The following is a 19,012-nucleotide window of genomic DNA, read 5'->3' as shown; positions in this document are numbered from 1 at the left end:
ATATATTTATTGGTTTCTATTTAATGCTTTCTCTTTCGTATTCGTCAATATGGTCAAACTCAGGATAGTGTTTTCTGGCTTTCGACCACATTAAATAAATGGCAGGAATTACAAAAAGCGTTAAAGCCAATGAGAAAATAGTTCCGCCCACAATTACAACCCCCATACCAATTCTACTCGTAGACGCAGCTCCAAGCGACATCGCAATTGGAAGCGCTCCTAATGCAATGGCTAAACTCGTCATTAAAATTGGACGTAAACGTGCTTCTGAAGCCTCTAAAATAGCTTCTAGTTTTGGTTTGCCTTGTTCTCGCAACTGATTGGCAAATTCTACAATCAAAATACCGTTTTTGGTTACCAGACCAATCAACATTACCGTACCAATCTGGCTGAAAATATTCCAAGTTTGGTTGAATAGCCATAACGAGAATAAAGCTCCCGCAACCGCCATTGGAACCGTTAGAATGATGATAAACGGATCGATAAAACTTTCAAACTGCGCAGCTAAGATCAAGAAAATAAGCAATAAAGCCAATCCGAAAGCGAAAGAAGTATTCGAGCTACTTTCTACGAAATCTCGAGATTCTCCAGCTAAATCGGTTGTGAAACTTTCGTCCAAAACTTTTGCTTTAATTCTGTCCATTTCCTGAATACCGTCACTGATACTTTTTCCAGGTGCCAAACCAGCCGAAACTGTTGCTGACATATAACGGTTATTATGAAACAATTGCGGCGGGTTACTTTGTTCGTAAACCTTAACCACATTATCCATCTGAATCAATTCGCCATTTCTGTTTTTTACAAACATCGAAGTCAAATCCAAAGGTTTAGATCTGTCTTTCTGGTCAAATTGCCCAATTACCTGATATTGTTTTCCGTTTCTAATAAAATACCCAAAACGCTGTCCGCTTAAAGAAAGCTGCAAAGTTTGTGCAATATCAATGATTGAAATTCCTAAACTTTCTGCTTTTTCGCGGTCAATTGTAACGTTGATTTCAGGTTTGTTAAATTTCAAGTTTACGTCTGTTGTAGAAAACACATCGCTTTTTCCAACTTCATTCATAAACAAAGGAATTTTTTCTCTCAATTTATCAAAATTTGGAGCCTGAATAATGTATTGTATCGGCAAACCACCACGTCTGTTTACGGCAATTGTAGGCTGCTGTATTACAGAGGTTTTAGCATCTGGATATTTTTTCGTCCATTTGGTTAATTTGTCGGCGATATCTTTTTGAGAAGCTTCTCTTTCATCTGGTTCTTTCAAAGAAAGCCTTATAAAACCGGTATTTGTTGCCGAAGCTCCAAAACCAGGTGCCGTAATAACCAAACTCACCTTTTTTTCTGGAATAGAATCATCAACCAATTGTGAAATTTCCTGCATAAAACGGTCTGTATATTCGTATGAAGAACCTTCAGGAGTCGTCATACGCATGGTTACAGAACTTCTATCGTCATAAGGTGCTGTTTCTTTTGGAAGAATAGTGAAAAACAAATAAATCAATCCAAAACAAGCAATAAGAATAGGGAAGCTGATCCATTTTCTATCCATAAATTTTGAAAGCGCCTCAGCATAACTGCTGTTCATTTTTTCAAAAAACGGTTCTGTTTTAATATAGAATTTAGATTTTTTCTGTTCGCCGCCTTTCATTAAATAAGCGTTCAACATTGGCGTTAAAGTCAGCGAAACGAATGCCGAAATTAATACCGCGGCGCCAATTACAACTCCGAATTCCCTAAATAATCGTCCAACGAAACCTTCCAAGAAAATAACAGGCAAGAATACCGCCGCCAAGGTTACCGAAATCGAAATTACGGCATAAAAAATTTCATTAGAACCTTTAATTGCGGCCTCAATTGGAGACATTCCTTCTTCAACTTTTTTGAAGATATTTTCCGTTACCACAATTCCGTCATCCACCACAAGTCCCGTTGCCAGTACAATCGCTAATAAAGTCAATACGTTGATAGAGAATCCAAACAACCACATAATGAAAAATGTAGCAATCAAGGAAACGGGAATATCAATTAAAGGTCGGAAAGCAATGGCCCAATCTCTAAAGAATAAATAGATAATAATAATTACAAGAATTACCGAAATCCCTAAGGTTTCAGCAACTTCAAGAACCGATTTCTTTACGAAAATCGTATTGTCAAGCGCAATATTTAGTTTAATATCTTTTGGAAGATCCTTTTTTAAGGCTTCGTATTTTTTATAAAATTCAGCTGAAATATCCAGATAATTGGCTCCAGGCATTGGCACAATCGCCAAACCAATCATTGGCAAACCAGACTGGCTCAATTTGGTTTCGATGTTTTCTGGACCTAATTCTGCGCCTCCAACATCGCTTAAACGAACAATTTTATCTCCGTCTGTACGAATAATGATATTATTGAATTCTTCTGCTTTAGAAAGATTTCCGATTGTTTTTACGGTAAGTTCGGTGTTGTTTCCAGTCAGTTTTCCCGATGGAAGTTCAACATTTTGAGCGTTTAACGCTGCACGCACATCAGCAACCGTACAGCCGTAGGCAGTCAGTTTTACAGGATCGATCCATAAACGCATGGCGTAACGTTTTTGTCCCCAAATCTGTACGCCACTCACGCCCGGAATAGTTTCTAAACGCTGCGAAATAACATTTTCCGCATAATCACTTAATTCTAAAGAACTTCTAGAATCACTTTGAACCGTCATCGAAATAATCGCATCACTGTCGGCATCCGCTTTTGATACAACTGGCGGAGCATCAATATCTTGCGGTAGATTTCGAATGGCTTGCGAAACTTTGTCACGAACGTCGTTTGCCGCTTCTTCTAAATCTTTGTCCAGATTAAATTCTATGGTAATATTACTGCTTCCTTGATTACTGGAGGAAGTGATATTTCTAATTCCGTCAATTGCATTTACCGCTTTTTCAAGAGGTTCTGTAATTTGCGATTCAATAATGTCGGCGTTTGCACCCGTATAATTGGTACGGATAGAAACCTGCGCAGGGTCGATAGAAGGGAACTCTCTGACTCCTAAAAAAGTGTAGCCAATAAAACCGAATAATATAATTAATAGATTCAGTACTATTGTTAAAACAGGTCTTTTTATACTTGTAGTTGATAAACTCATAATTATTATTTTAGTCCCGATAACTATCGGGATAGATTGTTGATTTTAGATTTCAGAGGTTAATCTGAAATTTAAAATCTAAAATCTACAATTATTTTACTTTAACTTTTATTGGCGCTTCGTCTTTTAATGACATTACACCACTTGTGATTAAAGTATCTCCAGGTTTTAATCCAGCTAAAATTAAAATTGAAGAATCTGTTCTTGTCGTTGCATCAACCATTACTTCTTTTGCCTGGCCTTTATTGGCGATAAACACCTTTTTACCATCTTGAATTGGCACAATTGCCTGAGAAGGAACTACGATTGCATCTTTAATAATATTTAAAGGCAATTTGATATCTGCGAAAGTTCCAGGGAAAAGTTTTCCGTCGTTATTATCTGCAAGAGCACGAATTTGAAGTGTACGTGTCGCAACGGCAACTTCAGGTTCTATTGCATAAATTTTGGCATTATAAGTTTTGTCTGAACCAGAAACTTTAAAATCGATTACAGATCCAGATCGCACTTCTGCAGCATATTTTTCTGGAATTGAAAAAGTGATTTTTAATTTACTTGTATTAACCAATTTTGCTACTAAAACAGTTGGGGTAATATAAGTTCCTGGAGAGATAGAACGCAAACCGATTTTTCCTGAAAAAGGCGCTCTCACAGAAGTTTTAGAGATTTGTGCGCGTATTAATTGTGTCTGTGCTTGTGCAGAAGCGTGATCTGCCTTAGCTACATCTGCTTCTTCTTGGCTGATAGCTTCTTTCTGTAGCAGTAATTTTGCTCTTCTTTCGTTTTCAGCAGCCAATCCTTCTCTGGTTTGAGCCTGTCTTAATTGTGCTTTTAGTTCAATATCGTTTACTTTAAGAAGTACTTGTCCTTTTGTAACATTGCTGCCTTCGCTAAAAAATATTCCTTCAACAATTCCTGAAACCTCACTGTGAATTTCTACTTGTTCGTTTGCCTCAATTGATCCTGATAATGCTAAATTATTGTCAAAAGTGGCAGTTTTTATTACGACTCCATTAACAGTTGTTGGAGATTTTTTGTCATTGAACTTTTTAGAATCTTCATTTTTACCTTTATTAGAAATAATTCTGTAGGTAATAAAGCCTCCAATTGTAACAATTAAAAGGGTGTAAATGAGGTGTTTTACTTTCATAAAATTGAGGTGAATATTTATTTTGGGTTTCTGTTTTTAGTAAGCTTACAAATTTAACTTTTTGATGCGAAATCAGAAGGCGTTAGCTTTTATTTAACATTTGTATGTACAAAGGTTTGCATTTAGACTGCAAGCAGGCAAAAAGGTTTAATGAAAGGTTAAATTTTTTTGATTTAAACTGTTAAACTGATCAAAAAGAATGTTGTGTTAGAGTGGACTTTTCCTAGGATTGAATATTTTTTTTGCAATTTGTCTGATTTTTTTTGCAGTTTATCGATTTTATTTGTAACATTGATATGTTAAACAAAATGGTGAAAATTTTTAGTACTAGTCTTTATTTATAAGGATTTAGTGTTAAAATATGTTAAGAGAAGTTGTTTTTTTTGGTTTTTTACAAAATTTTACAGAGAGTTATATTAACAATTGTTTATTCTTTTTGTTGTTTGAATAATAAAAAAATGATTTATGAAGAAAAAATTACTTCTCAGTTTATGGTTTACATTTTTACTTGCAGCAATTGGCTATTTATTTTGGCAAAATGAATTTCAATACAGTCTCCCGACTCCAGTGCCAAAGAATTATAAAGCCATTGCAATGGGATCGAAGATCGAACTTGGTCCGTGTTGTGCATTTGACAATAAACCTGTTTTTATTCATTTTTTTAACCCCGAATGTCCCTGTTCGCGGTTCAATGTGCCACATGTAAGCGGTTTAATTAAAAAGTACGGAGATCAGATCAATTTTAAAATTGTTGTGTTAAACAAAGAGAAAAATTTTACGATTGATGAAATACAGCAAAAGTTTGACGCCAAAATCCCTGTTTATTTTGATGAAGCAATGGCTAAAAAATGCGGTGTTTTCTCGACTCCGCAAGCAGTTTTGCTAGATCAGACGCACAATTTATATTACAGAGGCAATTACAATAAAACCAGATATTGTACAGATGCAGAAAGCAATTATGCCCAAATGGCGATTGATTCTCTTCTGAGCAGAAAAAATAATCCGTCTTTTAATGCTTTGGCTCTAAAAGCTTACGGATGCTCTTTACCAAAATGTACCAAATAACTATTTCCAAAAACCTAAATCTAATTGACCTATGAAAACAAAAGCTAGCTTAAACGAACAAGATTATCTGCACAGTTTTATGTCTACTATGACACAAAAATCAGATACGATTATTAATTATGTACTTGCCGTATATTTTCTTCTCGGTATCGGACTTTCTTTTAAATACGATACTTTCGAAATTGGTGTCGGCGTTGGAACGTTGAATCTTTTGCTATATTATTCGGCTAAGTTTTTCATGAAAAACTCCAAATTTTACCAATACGTTTTATCTGTTGTTCTGGCTATTTTTATGGCGCAGTATATTTATCAGATGCATGGTATGTTCGAAATGCACTTTACAGTATTCATTGCCAGCACAATTTTGATTATTTATCAAAACTGGAAACTTCAAATTCCGTTGACTTTATTGGTTGTGCTTCACCACGCAGGATTGGCTTATCTGCAAAACTTTATATACAATGATGCCAACGGACTTCAGGTGTATTTTTCGCAAGTCAATTTTGATCTGGAAACTTTGATCATTCATACCGTTTTGGCTGCTGTCGTATTTTTTATGAATGGCTATTGGGCATATTATTTTAAAGAGCATAGTGAAAATCATATTTCAAAAATCTCAGACGAATATGAATTGGAAAATATGAAACTGGCTTCTGCAAAATACAGCTCAATGTCGGCTACAAAAGATTACAATGATTTTATTCACAGAACCACTTTAGATTTAAAACTGCCTGTAAATTCTGTTTTAAAACTGATTGATGTTTCGAAAGGGCATACAGACAACGATAAATTGCTGACGTATCTTGAAATGATGAGAGAAAGCGCGAAGAAAATTGATGATTTAGTGAATGATATTCATGTGAAATCGACATCAAATAGGAATTAAAATTCCAACTTAAAAATTCCAAATCCCAATTGTCATCCTGAGCGAAGTCGAAGGGCCAAATTGCGATTGAAACCCAAACAAATATCCTCAAATAAAAACCAATATTAATTTTAAAACCCCATTATGTTTAAGTATGATTTGCCAACTGCAGTACCTACGCTGCATAATCTAAAGAAAATTATCGATGACTTTTTGAATGAAAGCATCACATTAAATTCAATTGAAAAAATTGGCGCTCAATCTGAATTTGAGATCGAGTTGAGAGAAATTTTCAAAGGCTATAGAAATAATGCTAATGTTTACGATCTTGATTTTCAATACAAAAAACTAGTTCAGATTATGAACGATATAAGTCATCGCAATCTTGCTGTTAACAATCAGATTCCGGAATGGCTGGAAAATGAATTGGAAACGGTTTTTCGTAAAATCAGAAATATTCTGCTTGTTTTAGAAATCGAGTCAAATTGAAAATAGTTTAAGGATTCATTTTATGTACTTAATTGAATTGTAAATTAATTTAAATGTAAAATTTATGGATACCAGATTACACCGTCCAACACCTTCTGACAGAGAAGTAGACTGGAATAAGAATAAAGTGCTGCTGAGTAAAACCGATAAAAAAGGAACCATATTATATGCCAATGAAGACTTTATAGATGTTTCTGGTTATGATGAATTTGAACTTGTGGGTCAGCCTCATAATATAATTCGCCATCCAGATATGCCAAAGGTTATTTTTAAATTCTTATGGGACAGTATTAAATCTAGCGAAAACATTCATGTTATTATAAAAAACATGGCCAAAACTGGTCGCTATTACTGGGTTGTAACCGATTTTAAAATCATCGCAGACGCCGATGGTGAGATTGTGGGTTTCTTTGGCACTAGAAAATCAGTTCCGAATGAGATTATTGTGAAGTTTATTGAGCCTTTGTACAAAAAACTTTTACAGATTGAAGAAACTAGCGGCATGCACGCGTCTGAAGAATATCTGGTAGGTTTTCTAGAAGAAAGAAAGAAAACGTATATGGAATATATCGACCACTTAATCGCAACTGGAAAAGACGATAAAAACAAAGTCAATAAAGGTTTGTTTAGCGGTCTTTTTGAAAAGAAAAACGATCCAAAAAAGAAATAACTAACTAAAATACTTCATTGTGTCTAATAAAAATATTCGCCCCCTTTGAATTTGACCCCCAACAAATCTAAAATCACCAGAATATAATTAGAACGCAATGGAGTTTTTTTTAAGCTACTAAGCTTCTAAGGTGCTGAGCTTCTAAGTTTCTTAGTATCTTTATAAAACAAAAAAAGCCAAAGATTTAAAAATTAAATCTTTGAGCTTAAAAACCTTAGTAACTTAGCACCTTAGAAGCTTAGAAGCTTAGTAGCTTAGTAGCTTAGCACCTTTAACTAATATAATTCCAAATATTCTTCTTCTTGGTCATTTCGATGAAAATCATTCTTAAAATAGCGTTTTCAGGTTTTTGGAGCGCTGAATCTTCTTTTAGGATTTTCATGGCGTAATTTCGAGCCAGAGAAAGGATTTCACGATCTTTTACAATATCAGCGATTTGAAGGTTTAAAACACCACTTTGCTGTGTTCCCATTAAATCTCCGGGACCGCGAAGTTTTAAGTCTACTTCTGCAATTTCAAAACCGTCGTTGGTTTGTACCATGGTCTCCATTCTGGTTTTGCTGTCAGCGCTTAATTTATGTCCTGTCATTAAAATGCAATAACTCTGTTCAGCGCCACGGCCAACACGTCCGCGCAGCTGGTGCAATTGCGAAAGTCCAAATCTTTCGGCGCTTTCAATAATCATTACACTGGCGTTTGGCACATTTACACCAACTTCGATTACAGTCGTAGCCACCATAATATTAGTTTTTCCTTCAGAGAAACGCTTCATTTCGGAATCTTTATCGGCTGGTTTCATTTTTCCGTGAAGGATAGAAATAGAATATTGAGGAAGCGGAAAATCACGCGAAATACTTTCGTAGCCGTCCATCAAATCTTTATAATCCATTTTTTCAGATTCCTGAATTAGCGGATAAACAATATAAATCTGTCTTCCTTTTGCAATTTCGTCACGAAGGAATTTCCAGACTTTCAAACGATTGGAATCATAGCGATGTACGGTCTGAATCGGTTTTCTTCCTGGAGGCAATTCGTCAATAACAGAAATATCCAAATCGCCGTATAAACTCATTGCAAGCGTTCTCGGAATAGGAGTGGCGGTCATAACCAAAACGTGTGGCGGAATATCATTTTTCTTCCACAATTTTGATCGTTGCTCCACACCAAAACGATGTTGTTCATCAATTACAGCTAAACCAAGATTCTGAAACTGTACTTTATCTTCCAGCAAAGCATGAGTTCCAATTAAAATTTTAAGTTCGCCACTTTCCAATTCTTCATGGATAATTTTCCTTTCAGAAGTTTTAGTAGAACCTGTTAAAATTCGGATATTAATGTTTAATGTCTTAGCAAATTCAGATAAACCAAGAAAATGCTGATTGGCTAAAATCTCTGTAGGCGCCATCAGACAAGCTTGAAAACCATTGTCAATAGCCAAAAGCATGCTCATAAAAGCCACAATAGTTTTTCCAGAACCTACGTCACCTTGCAGCAAACGATTCATTTGGGCGTTGCTTCCCATATCTGACCTGATTTCTTTAATTACTCTTTTTTGAGCATTAGTTAAATCAAAAGGCAGATGATTTTTATAAAATTCATTAAAAAGTTCGCCCACTTTGTCAAATGGATGCCCTTTTATTTTATGTTTTCGAATGAGATTCTTTGTAATTAATTGCAACTGAATAAAAAACAATTCTTCAAATTTCAATCTAAATTGCGCTTTCGCTAAAATCTCAGCGCTTTTCGGAAAATGGATATTGAATAATGCGGCGCGTTTCGGAATTAGTTTCAGTTCTTCAATTAAAAACGGCGGAAAAGTTTCTGTAAATAGCGCCTGAGTTTCTAGGAAAAGCTGCTCCATCATTTTATTAATGGTCCGATTTGAAATCCCTTTATTAGCCAAAGCTTCTGTCGAAGGATAAACAGGCTGCATAGCCGAACGCAAACTTCTTTCGTGTTCGCTCAACAGTTCAATTTCGGGATGCGCCATACTGAATTGGCTTCCGTAAAGAGAACATTTTCCAAAAATTACCAAAGGTTCATTCAGTTTTAAACTTTCACGAATCCATTTATGTCCTTGAAACCAGTTTAAGTCAATTTGTCCTGTATCATCAACAAAACTTGCCACAAGACGTTTTTTGTTTTTGGCAAATTCAACCGTTTTGATGTTGATTATTTTTCCAATAATCTGAACTTCAGAACCTGTATTCTGCAACTCATTAATCTTGTAATAACGCGTCCTGTCAATATATCGATTCGGAAAAAGATTAACTAAATCTCCGTATTTATGAATACCCAATTCCTTGCGAAGCAGCTGGCCACGGCTCGGACCAACACCTTTTAGGTATTCAATTGGAGTTTCAAGAAGATTATTAGACATTTAATTATTTTAGATTTTAGATTGCTGATTTTAGATTTGGTCCTTCTCCCGAAGCATCGGGACGCTCAGGATGACAATTGGAATTTGGAATTTATTTAATTGGAATTTTATTTTTTAGAGCCAAGAAAAAAGAATAAATACAAAGTTTAGCTCTATTTTCTTTATTCTATTCTCTTTTTTCTTTAGAAAAGCGAAGATAGATTTTAATTGGGAAATTTGAAAATGAATTGTCGTTTTCAAGTGGTTGAATGTTAACTTATCATTAATTTGAAAATTACGACGCAACCATTTTAAGAAAGTAAAATCTTAATAATAGTTAACCATTAAAAACTATAAAAATGAAAAAAATTGGACTCTTAATTGTAATGCTTTTTTCTTTACTTTCTTGCTCAAACGATGATTCTGATAATAAGGCAACTGAATCTTACCATGGAAAATGGGTTTTGACCAGAATGGGAAGCGGTAATCCTGCGGCAAATTCGATAGATGTTATGGAGTGGGAAGAAAGTTATACTTTCAATTCAAATAATACCTTTTCTAAAACTAGAAAAAGAGACGGGAAAATCACCACTATTGCAGGAACTTACATTATGACAAAAACAGCAGATCAGACCCAGTTTGAATTAAATTATACAGCTCAAAGCGATATCATTGGTTCTTGCACTTCAAACGTAAAAGAAAATTTATATATCATTGATACTATCGGCAACTTGTATAGTTCTTGGAGCATTTGTGACGGTCCTTTATTGGTATACGAAAAAAAGAGATAATTTTATAATGCTTACTAATTCAATTCTTTTTTTTTTTTGAAAACTCCGTTTCTGACGGAGTTTTTTTAATTTTTATCGTCAGTAAAATTTTAATAAAAAAAGATAATTGTTAGATTTGTTTGAACATTTAAATTATAAGCCTCAAATTATGATTAAAGAAGAAAAAGTTCCATTTGAAACAATGGTATTTTCGGGTGTTACATTCAAAGTAATTAATCGTCACGAAGCCCACACTATTATTGGAGATCTAACGGATTTTGGCAATAATAAAATCTACAATGTTTTTGAAGACACTTGGCGTTTTCCTGATTATGAAGAAAATCCGATCTTTCTATTAGCAGAAGACGATGTCGAAATGGATTCCTTTGAAATGGATTTCAGCACAGAAGAACATTCCGACGTTTTCATTTTAGGATTTATTTTTAAAGGAAACCTGACAGTTGCAAAATGGATCAGTTCTTACGATACCGATAATTCTCCTGCTTTAATCGTTTTAGGAAAAACAACCACAGTAAATATCAATTTATTCGGAAGCGTTCATTATTTAGGCGGAGGTCTGCAATGCGATACGCTTTACGGAGAGTACAATCATGGTGAACTTTTTGTAAAAGGCGATCTTAAAGCTTGGCTTGTTTACAGCGATGACATGGCGTTTCATTTTGAACGTTTTACAGATGTTCAGGCTATTATTAGTGCGGGAAGGCCTGATATTTTAATCTGCAGCAATGTTCAAGATACAGACGGATCTGTGATAACGGTCGAAAATTATCTGCCTTCAACTCATCAATTATCTGATATTGTCGATGATGCGTTTGTAGAAATTTCCGCTTATGGCAGTGAAATATTAGGCAATAATTATTTGGATGTTTTTAAAGACGGACTTTCCATTTTAGATTACGATAAAAAAGAAAAGTATATGTATGCTGATTTCCGAAATCAGTTTATCAATATGTTCGAAGTTTTGTCTGAAAATGATGAATTGAAAGAGAATGGAAGTATTGTTAGACATATTTCTGGAACGACTTATCTGTTCGTTCCTTTTGATTATGAAGGAAAGAAATACAGTCAGATTTCTGAAGAAATTGCCAACGGTTTTGGTATAAGAATGCGAGCTTTATGGTGTCATGATGATCAAGAAATTATGCTTATTTTGGAATATCTTAATGAAGACGGAGATCCGAAATACCAATGGATGAATGACGAAAATGCACAAGGAATTGAGTTTTTCTGCGTAAAACAGGCGGCAATAAAAACGTTTGAAATACTGACATCTGAAGTTGTTGAAAATGATGAAGAAGAAACTGAATATGCAGATTACAACAGCAGTTTTTCATTAGAAGAATTTGCCGTTCAATTTGCTGATTACAAACTTCCTCAAGATTTAGTTAAGTTATATGAATTCGAACAAGAATATGGCGTTGAAAGCTATTCTGAATGTTTCGGACTTACGATAACAGATGATAAAACAGGCATTAAAACATGGTCTGAAGACGAGGAATTTTACACCAGTTTTATCGAATTTGCAGGAGCAAACGGTTCTGGAAGTTCGTATGCGTATTGGCTTATTGATAAAGATTTGAATAATTGCCCGATTGTTGTTTTTGGTGATGAAGGCGGAGTTCATATTGTGGCAGAAAACACTCAAAAACTGATTCAGCTTTTAACTTTAGATACTGAAATTTCTGTTGATTTTGATAAAGCTTATTTCTATAAAGACGAGGAATATTATGAAGAAAGCGAAAATAAAGAAGAATTTCAGGAGTGGGTTAAAGAGCAGTTCAATCTTGATGCAATAGAAGAAAACCAAGAAGCTGACGAAATTGTAGAACAAGCGCAAAGAAAGTACAAACAAAAGTTTAATGATTTCTTAGTGAAGTTTGATATTGAAATTAGCGAAGAAGACGATGATGAATAGTTTTTTTATCTTTGAATTTAAATTAGAAAAAAAATGAAAACACATTTAGCGCTTTTACGAGGAATCAATGTTTCTGGGCACAATATGATGAAAATGGAAGCTTTGAAAGCAATGCTGGAGAGCCTTGGTTTTCAGAATGTTCGCACGTATCTACAATCTGGAAATGTATTTGTAGATAGTGAAGAAGAGGCTTCGAAAGTTGGTTTTATGATCAAACAGGAAATTTTTAAGGTTTTCGGTCATGAAGTTCCCGTTGTCATGATTACCAAAGAAAATTTAGAATCGTGTTTTGCCAATAGTCCGTTTTTAAAAGAAAAAGATATAGATACTAAAAAACTGTATGTTGCTTTTGTTTCAACGACTTTAAAGAAAGAGAATATAAACGATTTGAAAATCAGTCAGTTTAAACCAGACGAAGCAAGTATTGATGAAAATAGAATTTTTATAAAATATGCTGTAGGGGCTGGAAAAACGCGTTTTGATCAAAAATATATAGAGAAAAAATTAAATGTAACCGCCACAATTCGAAACTGGAATACCGTTATGAACTTGCTTAAAATGTATAACGAATAATGAAAAAAATAATTACAATCTTATTTATTGCTGTTTTTTGCCAATTAGCAACCGCACAGCAAAAAGCCAAATCAAACAGCGAAAATTTCAACACTTTTCTTAAGAAATTTAATGAAGATAAAAACTTTCAATTGAGCCGAGTAAAGTTTCCGTTTAAAATAAAAACGATCGACGATAATTTGGAAGATATTGAGGTGACAATGACACAGAAGAATTATAGAATTCTAAAACTGGATGATAAAGGAATGGAGTTTAGACAAAAAATCATCCTAAAACCAAACAAAGCCGTTATTGAGCAACGCGGAATTGATACCGGAATTTACGCAGATTATATTTTCGAATTAAAAGATAATAAATGGTTTCTTAAAACTTGGGTTGATCAATCTACTTAATTTAATCACGAAGCCATTTTAGCAAAGCTGTAAAAGGAGATTTATTTTCTTTTTCAGCTTTTTCATTTTTTGATTAAATCACAATACCAAAATCCGAAATCAAATGCAGTTTCGTCATTGTTATCGCAAGCTGTATCTGATGAATCTTGTCTTTCTGATTTTTCATATTTTCGATACACAATTTCGCCAATTTCAAAATCAATTGGTTTAGAAAAAATCGGACCGTCAAAAGTAAAGGTATGAAATTCGCCATTTTCGCCACAAACATCTACATTCTCAGGCAAATCATTTATAAAATCCTGATCGATAATTCTGCCAACAAAACTTTTATCCAAATATTTTTCATTGACACAAACGACAATCGTTTTAAATCCCAACGAAATAAATTCATGAATTAAATCGGGAGTCGGAATCTTCCAAATCGGAAAAACACCAGTAAATCCAATTTTAGCCAGTTGATTTTCTCGGTACTGGCGTAAATCTTCTAGAAAAATATCTCCAAAAATAGAATGTGTTATGCCGTTTTGTTTGAGCTCCGTCAAAGTCTCAGTCATTACTTTTTCATATACTTCCATTGTAGGCATTTCGGGAACTTCAAGAATTTTTAACGGAATTCCGATACTTTCGGCTTGTTTCTGCAATAATTCAACACGAATTCCGTGCATCGAAATTCGCTGATATTGCTGGTTTACACTCGTCAGTAAACATTCGATTTGAAATTCAGAATTTTGAAGTGTTTTGTATAAAGCAAGAGCAGAATCTTTTCCGCTGCTCCAGTTAAATAAGGCTTTTTTAGGTTGAGACACGATTTGACGGTTTTATATTGTAAACATACAAATTTCATTCTATTTGTAAAGGAAACCTTTGTAACTTTGGAATTTCGCCTTCAAATTCATTTCAATGAAATACATTTTTCTATTCTTCACCAGTTTTCTTTTTGCACAGCAAACAAAATTTGTTGATTTCAAATCTGTATCGGCTCAATTGACATTAAATCCGAAAGAAAAAATGATTTCTGGAACTGTCGATTTTCAATTTGAGGTTTTGCAGGATATTGACACCATTTCGCTTGACGCAAAAAATATAGGATTTTCGAATGTGAAAATCGATGATAACGAAATCATGTATCTCAATACCAACAAAGAATTGAAATTGATTTTTCCTTTCAAAAAAGGGCAGAATCATTTGACTTTCAGTTACACAGCAAAACCAAAACAGGCGTTGTATTTTGTTGAAATGGAAAACGATGAAATGCAGATTTGGACACAAGGGCAGGGAAGATATACCAGCAATTGGTTTCCTAGTTTTGATGATGTAAACGAGAAACTGATTTTTAATCTCGGAATTTCTTATGATGCCACATATCAGGTAGTTGCAAACGGAATTTTAAAAGAAAAAACAACAAACGGAAATCTAAATCACTGGCAATTTCAAATGGAAAAACCTATGAGTTCCTATTTGTTGATGTTGGCTATCGGAAAATTTGATAAAAAAGAATTTAAATCAAAAAGCAAAATTCCTTTAGAATATTATTACGAACCTAAAGATGCAGATCGTTTTGAACCAACATATCGTTATTCGAAACAAATTTTTGATTTCCTTGAAAAAGAAATTGGTGTAAAATATCCTTGGAAAATCAACAGACAGATTCCGGTGAGAGACTTTTTATATGCCGGAATGGAAAACACGACTTCGACACTTTTTGCGACACGTTATGTGGTCGATTCAATTGGTTTTTGCGACAGAAATTATACAAATGTAGACGCGCACGAATTGGCGCATCATTGGTTTGGCGATTTAATTACAGCTGAAAGCAGTACGCATCATTGGCTTCAGGAAGGATTTGCAACTTATTTTGCGCTTCTGGCAGAAAGGGAAATTTATGGGGAAGATTACTTTTATTCTAAACTGTACGACACCGCGCAGCAGATTAAATTTGCTTCTCGTACCGACACCATTCCAGTTTTGAACGCAAAAGCCAGTTCGTTGACATTTTACGAAAAAGGAGCTTGGACGTTATTTGTTCTGCATGAATCAATCGGAGAGAAAGCGTTTAAAAAAGCAATTAAAAATTATCTCGCCAAATATGCGTACCAAACTGTAAACACACAGAATTTCTTTGACGAGATTAAAAAAGTCTCAGATTTTGATTTGGAGAAGTTCCAGAAAACTTGGTTGGAATCTACCGTTTTTGATACACCGACAGCAAATGCATTATTGAGTAAAAATAAAACGATTCAAAAGCGTTTAGAAATTGATAAACTGAAAAAAACACCTTTAGCAGAGAAAGCGGCTGTTTTAAAAAGCACTTTAGAGTCAGATGTATATCAATCGGTAAAAGCAGCTGTTGTCGATCAGTTAGAAAATGAAAAATACGAAGACAAAAAAGAGCTCTTACTTTTAGCTTTGCAAACAAATGATATTAATGTTCGCCAAAATCTTGCGGGTTCACTGACTAAAATTCCGGAAGATTTTCGAACCAATTACGAAACACTTTTGGATGATAAATCGTATCAGACACAAGAAATTGCGTTGTATTGGTTGTGGAGAAATTTTCCAGATCATAGAACAGCCTATTTGGATAAATCTAAAAACTGGATTGGTTTCAACGATTATAATCTCAGAACTTTATGGCTTTCTCTAGCTTTGTCAACCCCCAATTACAGTAGTGATCAAGATGCTCTTGCAAACGAATTAATCGCCTTTTCTTCAACTAAATATGAAGCTACAACGCGGCAAAACGCTTTAGAAAAACTGATTACTTTTAAAATTATTAACGATCAGGTTTTAAAGAATTTAGTTGGTGCCACAACGCATCATATGTGGCAGTTTTCAAAATTTGGTAGAGACACAATTAGACTTCTGTTAAAAAATCCTGAAATGCGTGCTTCTTTTAATAGAATTTTACCTAATTTGACAACCGATGAGCAGTTCCAATTGAATCGCTTGTTGAAAGAGTAAATTAGACTTGAGTAGAAGAAAGATTCAAGAAGAAAGATAAGAAATGCTGAGAAATAGATAAAAGAGAATAGAATATAGAATATAGATATTGGAGGCAAGAAACAAGAGTAAAGAAGTCTTTCTTCTTGCTTCTTATCTCTATTCTCTAAAAAAAAATAATCCCAAAAACAAAACCTACATTACAATTTATGAGAGCATTGGTTATTTCAGGTGGTGGCAGTAAAGGCGCTTTTGCCGGCGGTGTTGCCCAGTATTTAATAGAAGAAAAAAGACACGAATACGATTTGTTTTTAGGAACTTCGACAGGAAGTTTGCTCATTCCGCATTTAGCTCTCGGTCATATCAAAAAAATACATTCTGTATATACTAATGTAACCATGTCGAGTATTTTTAACATTTGTCCGTTTGTTGTAAAAACTAAGGATGGAGTTGATATTGTGACAATCAATCACTTTAATGTAATACGCCAGTTTTTTAAGGGAAAACGAACTTTTGGAGAAAGCAAAGGCTTGAAAAAATACATTCAGAATAATTTTTCTATTTCTGATTTTAATAAACTTAAAAAGCTAAAAACCGATGTTATCGTTACAGTAACCAATTTCACTAAAAACGAATCGGAATATAAATCGGTAAAAGATTGTACGTACGAAGAGTTTTGCGAATGGTCTTGGATATCGAGCAATTACGTTCCGTTTATGAGTTTAGTCGAAAAAAACAATTGTGAATATGGTGACGGCGGATTTTCAAGCTTGGTTCCGATACGGGAAGCAATCAATCGCGGAGCAACTGAAATTGATGTGATTGTGCTAGAAACAGAAGTAAATACAACTAAAACGGTTATTGGTAAAAATCCGTTTTCACTAATGATCGATTTGTTCCGAATTGCTTTAGATCAAGTTGAAAAACACGATATTGCTATTGGGAAACTTATGGCAAATAATAAAAATGTAAAATTAAATTTATATTACACTCCAATAAAACTGACTGATAATGCCTTGATTTTTAATAAAGAGGTAATGAAAGAATGGTGGGAACAAGGTTACGAATATGCCCAGAATAAGTCTGAAACGATGAGCGACAATAAGATATTAATTTAGATCTAAGATTGCAGATTTTAGATTTTAGATTGTACTGATGAACGTTCAAAATCTAAAATCAACAATCTTAAATTATTCTAATACCAAAGATCTGCAACTTCAGTTTTAATGAAACTCAAAGCGGCATTACTTGGTGATTGTTTTTCTAATAAATCATTCAAAATAACTTCGCGAAGTTTATCAGCGTTTTCGACTTTTTCGCTCATCGCAGCTTTACGAATCATCTGGATTGTTGTATTTTTTGCAGTTGTAATGATGGTCCAGCATTCTTCAGAAACATAAATTTGTTGCGTTAAATTATGTTCAAATTCTTGTTCAATTTGGTCGATCAAGAAATTTTCGTAATCATGTTTTAATGGTGAAATTGGCGCAACTCTAATTAAAAGTTTAGTCAAATTAATACGTTCCAAAAACAAAGTCATGCGTTCGTAGGCTTGTAAACGTATTGGTAACGACTCTTTATGTGCTTGTTTGTTTAATAAAAAAGCACGTTTTCTGTCATTGTTTTTAATGTGTAATTCAAAGAACCGATACGCTACAACTCCTGTAACTAAGGCTGGTAAAGTATAACTCGCAAGTTCTATTATTTTGTTAAAATCCATTGGTGTAATTTTTAAGCAAAAATATACTTTTTGATCAAAAATCAACTTTAAATTTTTGGTAATAAACAAAAAGGAAGACGTACTTTTGCAACTTGTTTTTTACGAAGACCGAAATATCTTTTTAATGGATTCATACATAATACTTTTACTTTGTTTGGCGGCTTTTGCTGCAGGATTTATTGATGCCATTGTGGGCGGAGGCGGATTAATCCAAACTCCGATGGGATTAATTTTATTGCCTAATCTTCCTGTTTCGACCGTAGTTGGAACGCTGAAAATTCCAGCTTTTAGCGGCACTGCTTTTGCAGCTTTTCAGTATTTGAAAAAAGTAGTGATTCAGTGGAAACTCTTAATTATCATGATGTGTCTGGCGGTTCCGTCGGCATTTTTAGGTTCTACAATCTTAACGTTGGTCAGCAATGATTTTATGAAACCGCTTTTGCTGGTGGTTTTATCCTTGTTGTTTATTTATACTTATGCCAAGAAAAATTTTGGACAGCACGTTGCTAAAGATCATTCGGCAACGACACAAATATTTTATGCAGTTGTAATTAGTATAATAATCGGTTTTTACGACGGATTTATCGGGCCAGGAACAGGAAGTTTTTTTGTTGTGGCTTTTATTGCACTTTTAGGTTTCGATTTTCTTCACGCTTCCGCGAATGCCAAAATGGTAAATCTAGCAACCAATTTCGGTTCAATTTGTCTGTTTATGATTAAAGGAAAAATCATTTGGACTATTGCAATTCCGATGGCCATAAGTAATGGACTAGGAGGATGGCTTGGCGCAAAACTGGCTATCAACAAGGGAAATGGTTTTATTCGAATTTTCTTTTTAATTGTGGTTGTCGGGACTTTGATTCGATTTGCTTATGATGTTTTCTTTAAGTAAATTTTTAAACCATATAAGTCATATAAGATATTTTAAGTTGTGATTCGATATGATTCTAAATCATATAAGTCTTCCT

The 19,012-nt window shown here is 34.1% G+C and carries 16 protein-coding genes; 11 read left to right on the top strand and 5 right to left on the bottom strand.

The window, feature by feature from the left end; all coding sequences use genetic code 11:
* Nucleotides 1–16: 16 nt before the first annotated feature.
* Nucleotides 17–3,115, bottom strand: coding sequence for an efflux RND transporter permease subunit (locus Q9Q97_RS05090; protein WP_306155278.1), 3,099 nt, complete (start codon nt 3,113–3,115; stop codon nt 17–19).
* Between the two features lie 91 nt (nt 3,116–3,206).
* Entirely contained in the window at nt 3,207–4,265 is a 1,059-nt protein-coding gene (locus Q9Q97_RS05085) for an efflux RND transporter periplasmic adaptor subunit (RefSeq protein WP_306155276.1), read from the bottom strand.
* A gap of 465 nt (nt 4,266–4,730) precedes the next feature.
* Here Q9Q97_RS05085 and Q9Q97_RS05080 point away from each other — a divergent pair, with 465 nt between their 5' ends.
* From Q9Q97_RS05080 to Q9Q97_RS05065, 4 genes are all read left to right on the top strand, one after another.
* Nucleotides 4,731–5,330: a thioredoxin fold domain-containing protein gene (locus Q9Q97_RS05080; protein WP_306155274.1), complete on the top strand. Its 600-nt coding sequence runs from the start codon at nt 4,731–4,733 to the stop codon at nt 5,328–5,330.
* Nucleotides 5,331–5,361: 31 nt separating this feature from the next.
* On the top strand, nt 5,362–6,216 hold the full coding sequence (locus Q9Q97_RS05075; RefSeq protein ID WP_306155272.1) for a hypothetical protein: 855 nt from the start codon (nt 5,362–5,364) through the stop codon (nt 6,214–6,216).
* 123 nt (nt 6,217–6,339) lie between these two features.
* Nucleotides 6,340–6,684 (top strand): hypothetical protein, encoded by a 345-nt coding sequence (locus tag Q9Q97_RS05070; RefSeq protein WP_306155270.1) that lies wholly within the window; start codon nt 6,340–6,342, stop codon nt 6,682–6,684.
* Nucleotides 6,685–6,748: 64 nt separating this feature from the next.
* A complete protein-coding gene (locus Q9Q97_RS05065) occupies nt 6,749–7,354 on the top strand; it encodes a PAS domain-containing protein (protein ID WP_306155269.1) in 606 nt (201 codons plus the stop codon).
* Between the two features lie 271 nt (nt 7,355–7,625).
* Here the strand turns inward: Q9Q97_RS05065 and recG are convergent, their stop codons facing one another.
* Entirely contained in the window at nt 7,626–9,734 is a 2,109-nt protein-coding gene (gene recG / locus Q9Q97_RS05060) for an ATP-dependent DNA helicase RecG (RefSeq protein WP_306155268.1), read from the bottom strand.
* A 338-nt stretch (nt 9,735–10,072) separates the two neighbouring features.
* Here recG and Q9Q97_RS05055 point away from each other — a divergent pair, with 338 nt between their 5' ends.
* The 4 genes from Q9Q97_RS05055 to Q9Q97_RS05040 all read left to right on the top strand — a co-directional run bounded on the left by Q9Q97_RS05055 (nt 10,073) and on the right by Q9Q97_RS05040 (nt 13,384).
* Nucleotides 10,073–10,504 carry a hypothetical protein gene (locus Q9Q97_RS05055; RefSeq protein ID WP_306155267.1) on the top strand — a complete coding sequence of 144 codons (432 nt, stop codon included), beginning with the start codon at nt 10,073–10,075 and terminating at the stop codon, nt 10,502–10,504.
* Between the two features lie 148 nt (nt 10,505–10,652).
* A complete protein-coding gene (locus Q9Q97_RS05050) occupies nt 10,653–12,419 on the top strand; it encodes a hypothetical protein (RefSeq protein WP_306155266.1) in 1,767 nt (588 codons plus the stop codon).
* A 33-nt stretch (nt 12,420–12,452) separates the two neighbouring features.
* Nucleotides 12,453–12,992 (top strand): DUF1697 domain-containing protein, encoded by a 540-nt coding sequence (locus Q9Q97_RS05045; RefSeq protein ID WP_306155265.1) that lies wholly within the window; start codon nt 12,453–12,455, stop codon nt 12,990–12,992.
* Entirely contained in the window at nt 12,992–13,384 is a 393-nt protein-coding gene (locus Q9Q97_RS05040; protein ID WP_306155264.1) for a DUF4348 domain-containing protein, read from the top strand. Before Q9Q97_RS05045 ends, Q9Q97_RS05040 begins: the two co-directional genes overlap by 1 nt.
* Nucleotides 13,385–13,446: 62 nt before the next feature.
* Here Q9Q97_RS05040 and Q9Q97_RS05035 read toward each other — a convergent pair whose 3' ends face one another.
* A complete protein-coding gene (locus tag Q9Q97_RS05035) occupies nt 13,447–14,190 on the bottom strand; it encodes a diphthine--ammonia ligase (RefSeq protein WP_306155262.1) in 744 nt (247 codons plus the stop codon).
* Between the two features lie 94 nt (nt 14,191–14,284).
* Here Q9Q97_RS05035 and Q9Q97_RS05030 point away from each other — a divergent pair, with 94 nt between their 5' ends.
* Both Q9Q97_RS05030 and Q9Q97_RS05025 read left to right on the top strand, forming a co-directional pair.
* Nucleotides 14,285–16,345 carry a M1 family metallopeptidase gene (locus tag Q9Q97_RS05030; protein ID WP_306155260.1) on the top strand — a complete coding sequence of 687 codons (2,061 nt, stop codon included), beginning with the start codon at nt 14,285–14,287 and terminating at the stop codon, nt 16,343–16,345.
* Between the two features lie 188 nt (nt 16,346–16,533).
* Nucleotides 16,534–17,442, top strand: coding sequence for a patatin family protein (locus Q9Q97_RS05025; RefSeq protein WP_306155259.1), 909 nt, complete (start codon nt 16,534–16,536; stop codon nt 17,440–17,442).
* 77 nt (nt 17,443–17,519) lie between these two features.
* Here the strand turns inward: Q9Q97_RS05025 and Q9Q97_RS05020 are convergent, their stop codons facing one another.
* Nucleotides 17,520–18,044, bottom strand: a complete 525-nt coding sequence (locus Q9Q97_RS05020; protein ID WP_306155258.1) for a hypothetical protein — start codon at nt 18,042–18,044, stop codon at nt 17,520–17,522.
* A 124-nt stretch (nt 18,045–18,168) separates the two neighbouring features.
* Between Q9Q97_RS05020 and Q9Q97_RS05015 the strand changes: the two genes are divergently transcribed.
* Nucleotides 18,169–18,936 carry a TSUP family transporter gene (locus Q9Q97_RS05015; protein ID WP_306155257.1) on the top strand — a complete coding sequence of 256 codons (768 nt, stop codon included), beginning with the start codon at nt 18,169–18,171 and terminating at the stop codon, nt 18,934–18,936.
* Nucleotides 18,937–19,012 lie beyond the last annotated feature (76 nt).

The sequence above is a fragment of the Flavobacterium sp. DG2-3 genome (genome assembly GCF_030730925.1).
Classification (GTDB): Bacteria; Bacteroidota; Bacteroidia; order Flavobacteriales; family Flavobacteriaceae; genus Flavobacterium.
This window is presented reverse-complemented; position numbering and strand designations above follow the sequence as displayed.

Coding starts and splice junctions, on each gene's coding strand:
- Q9Q97_RS05090 (WP_306155278.1), bottom strand. CDS start 3,115: ATGAGTTTATCAACTACAAGTATAAAAAGACCTGTTTTAACAATAGTA.
- Q9Q97_RS05085 (WP_306155276.1), bottom strand. CDS start 4,265: ATGAAAGTAAAACACCTCATTTACACCCTTTTAATTGTTACAATTGGA.
- Q9Q97_RS05080 (WP_306155274.1), top strand. CDS start 4,731: ATGAAGAAAAAATTACTTCTCAGTTTATGGTTTACATTTTTACTTGCA.
- Q9Q97_RS05075 (WP_306155272.1), top strand. CDS start 5,362: ATGAAAACAAAAGCTAGCTTAAACGAACAAGATTATCTGCACAGTTTT.
- Q9Q97_RS05070 (WP_306155270.1), top strand. CDS start 6,340: ATGTTTAAGTATGATTTGCCAACTGCAGTACCTACGCTGCATAATCTA.
- Q9Q97_RS05065 (WP_306155269.1), top strand. CDS start 6,749: ATGGATACCAGATTACACCGTCCAACACCTTCTGACAGAGAAGTAGAC.
- recG (WP_306155268.1), bottom strand. CDS start 9,734: ATGTCTAATAATCTTCTTGAAACTCCAATTGAATACCTAAAAGGTGTT.
- Q9Q97_RS05055 (WP_306155267.1), top strand. CDS start 10,073: ATGAAAAAAATTGGACTCTTAATTGTAATGCTTTTTTCTTTACTTTCT.
- Q9Q97_RS05050 (WP_306155266.1), top strand. CDS start 10,653: ATGATTAAAGAAGAAAAAGTTCCATTTGAAACAATGGTATTTTCGGGT.
- Q9Q97_RS05045 (WP_306155265.1), top strand. CDS start 12,453: ATGAAAACACATTTAGCGCTTTTACGAGGAATCAATGTTTCTGGGCAC.
- Q9Q97_RS05040 (WP_306155264.1), top strand. CDS start 12,992: ATGAAAAAAATAATTACAATCTTATTTATTGCTGTTTTTTGCCAATTA.
- Q9Q97_RS05030 (WP_306155260.1), top strand. CDS start 14,285: ATGAAATACATTTTTCTATTCTTCACCAGTTTTCTTTTTGCACAGCAA.
- Q9Q97_RS05025 (WP_306155259.1), top strand. CDS start 16,534: ATGAGAGCATTGGTTATTTCAGGTGGTGGCAGTAAAGGCGCTTTTGCC.
- Q9Q97_RS05020 (WP_306155258.1), bottom strand. CDS start 18,044: ATGGATTTTAACAAAATAATAGAACTTGCGAGTTATACTTTACCAGCC.
- Q9Q97_RS05015 (WP_306155257.1), top strand. CDS start 18,169: ATGGATTCATACATAATACTTTTACTTTGTTTGGCGGCTTTTGCTGCA.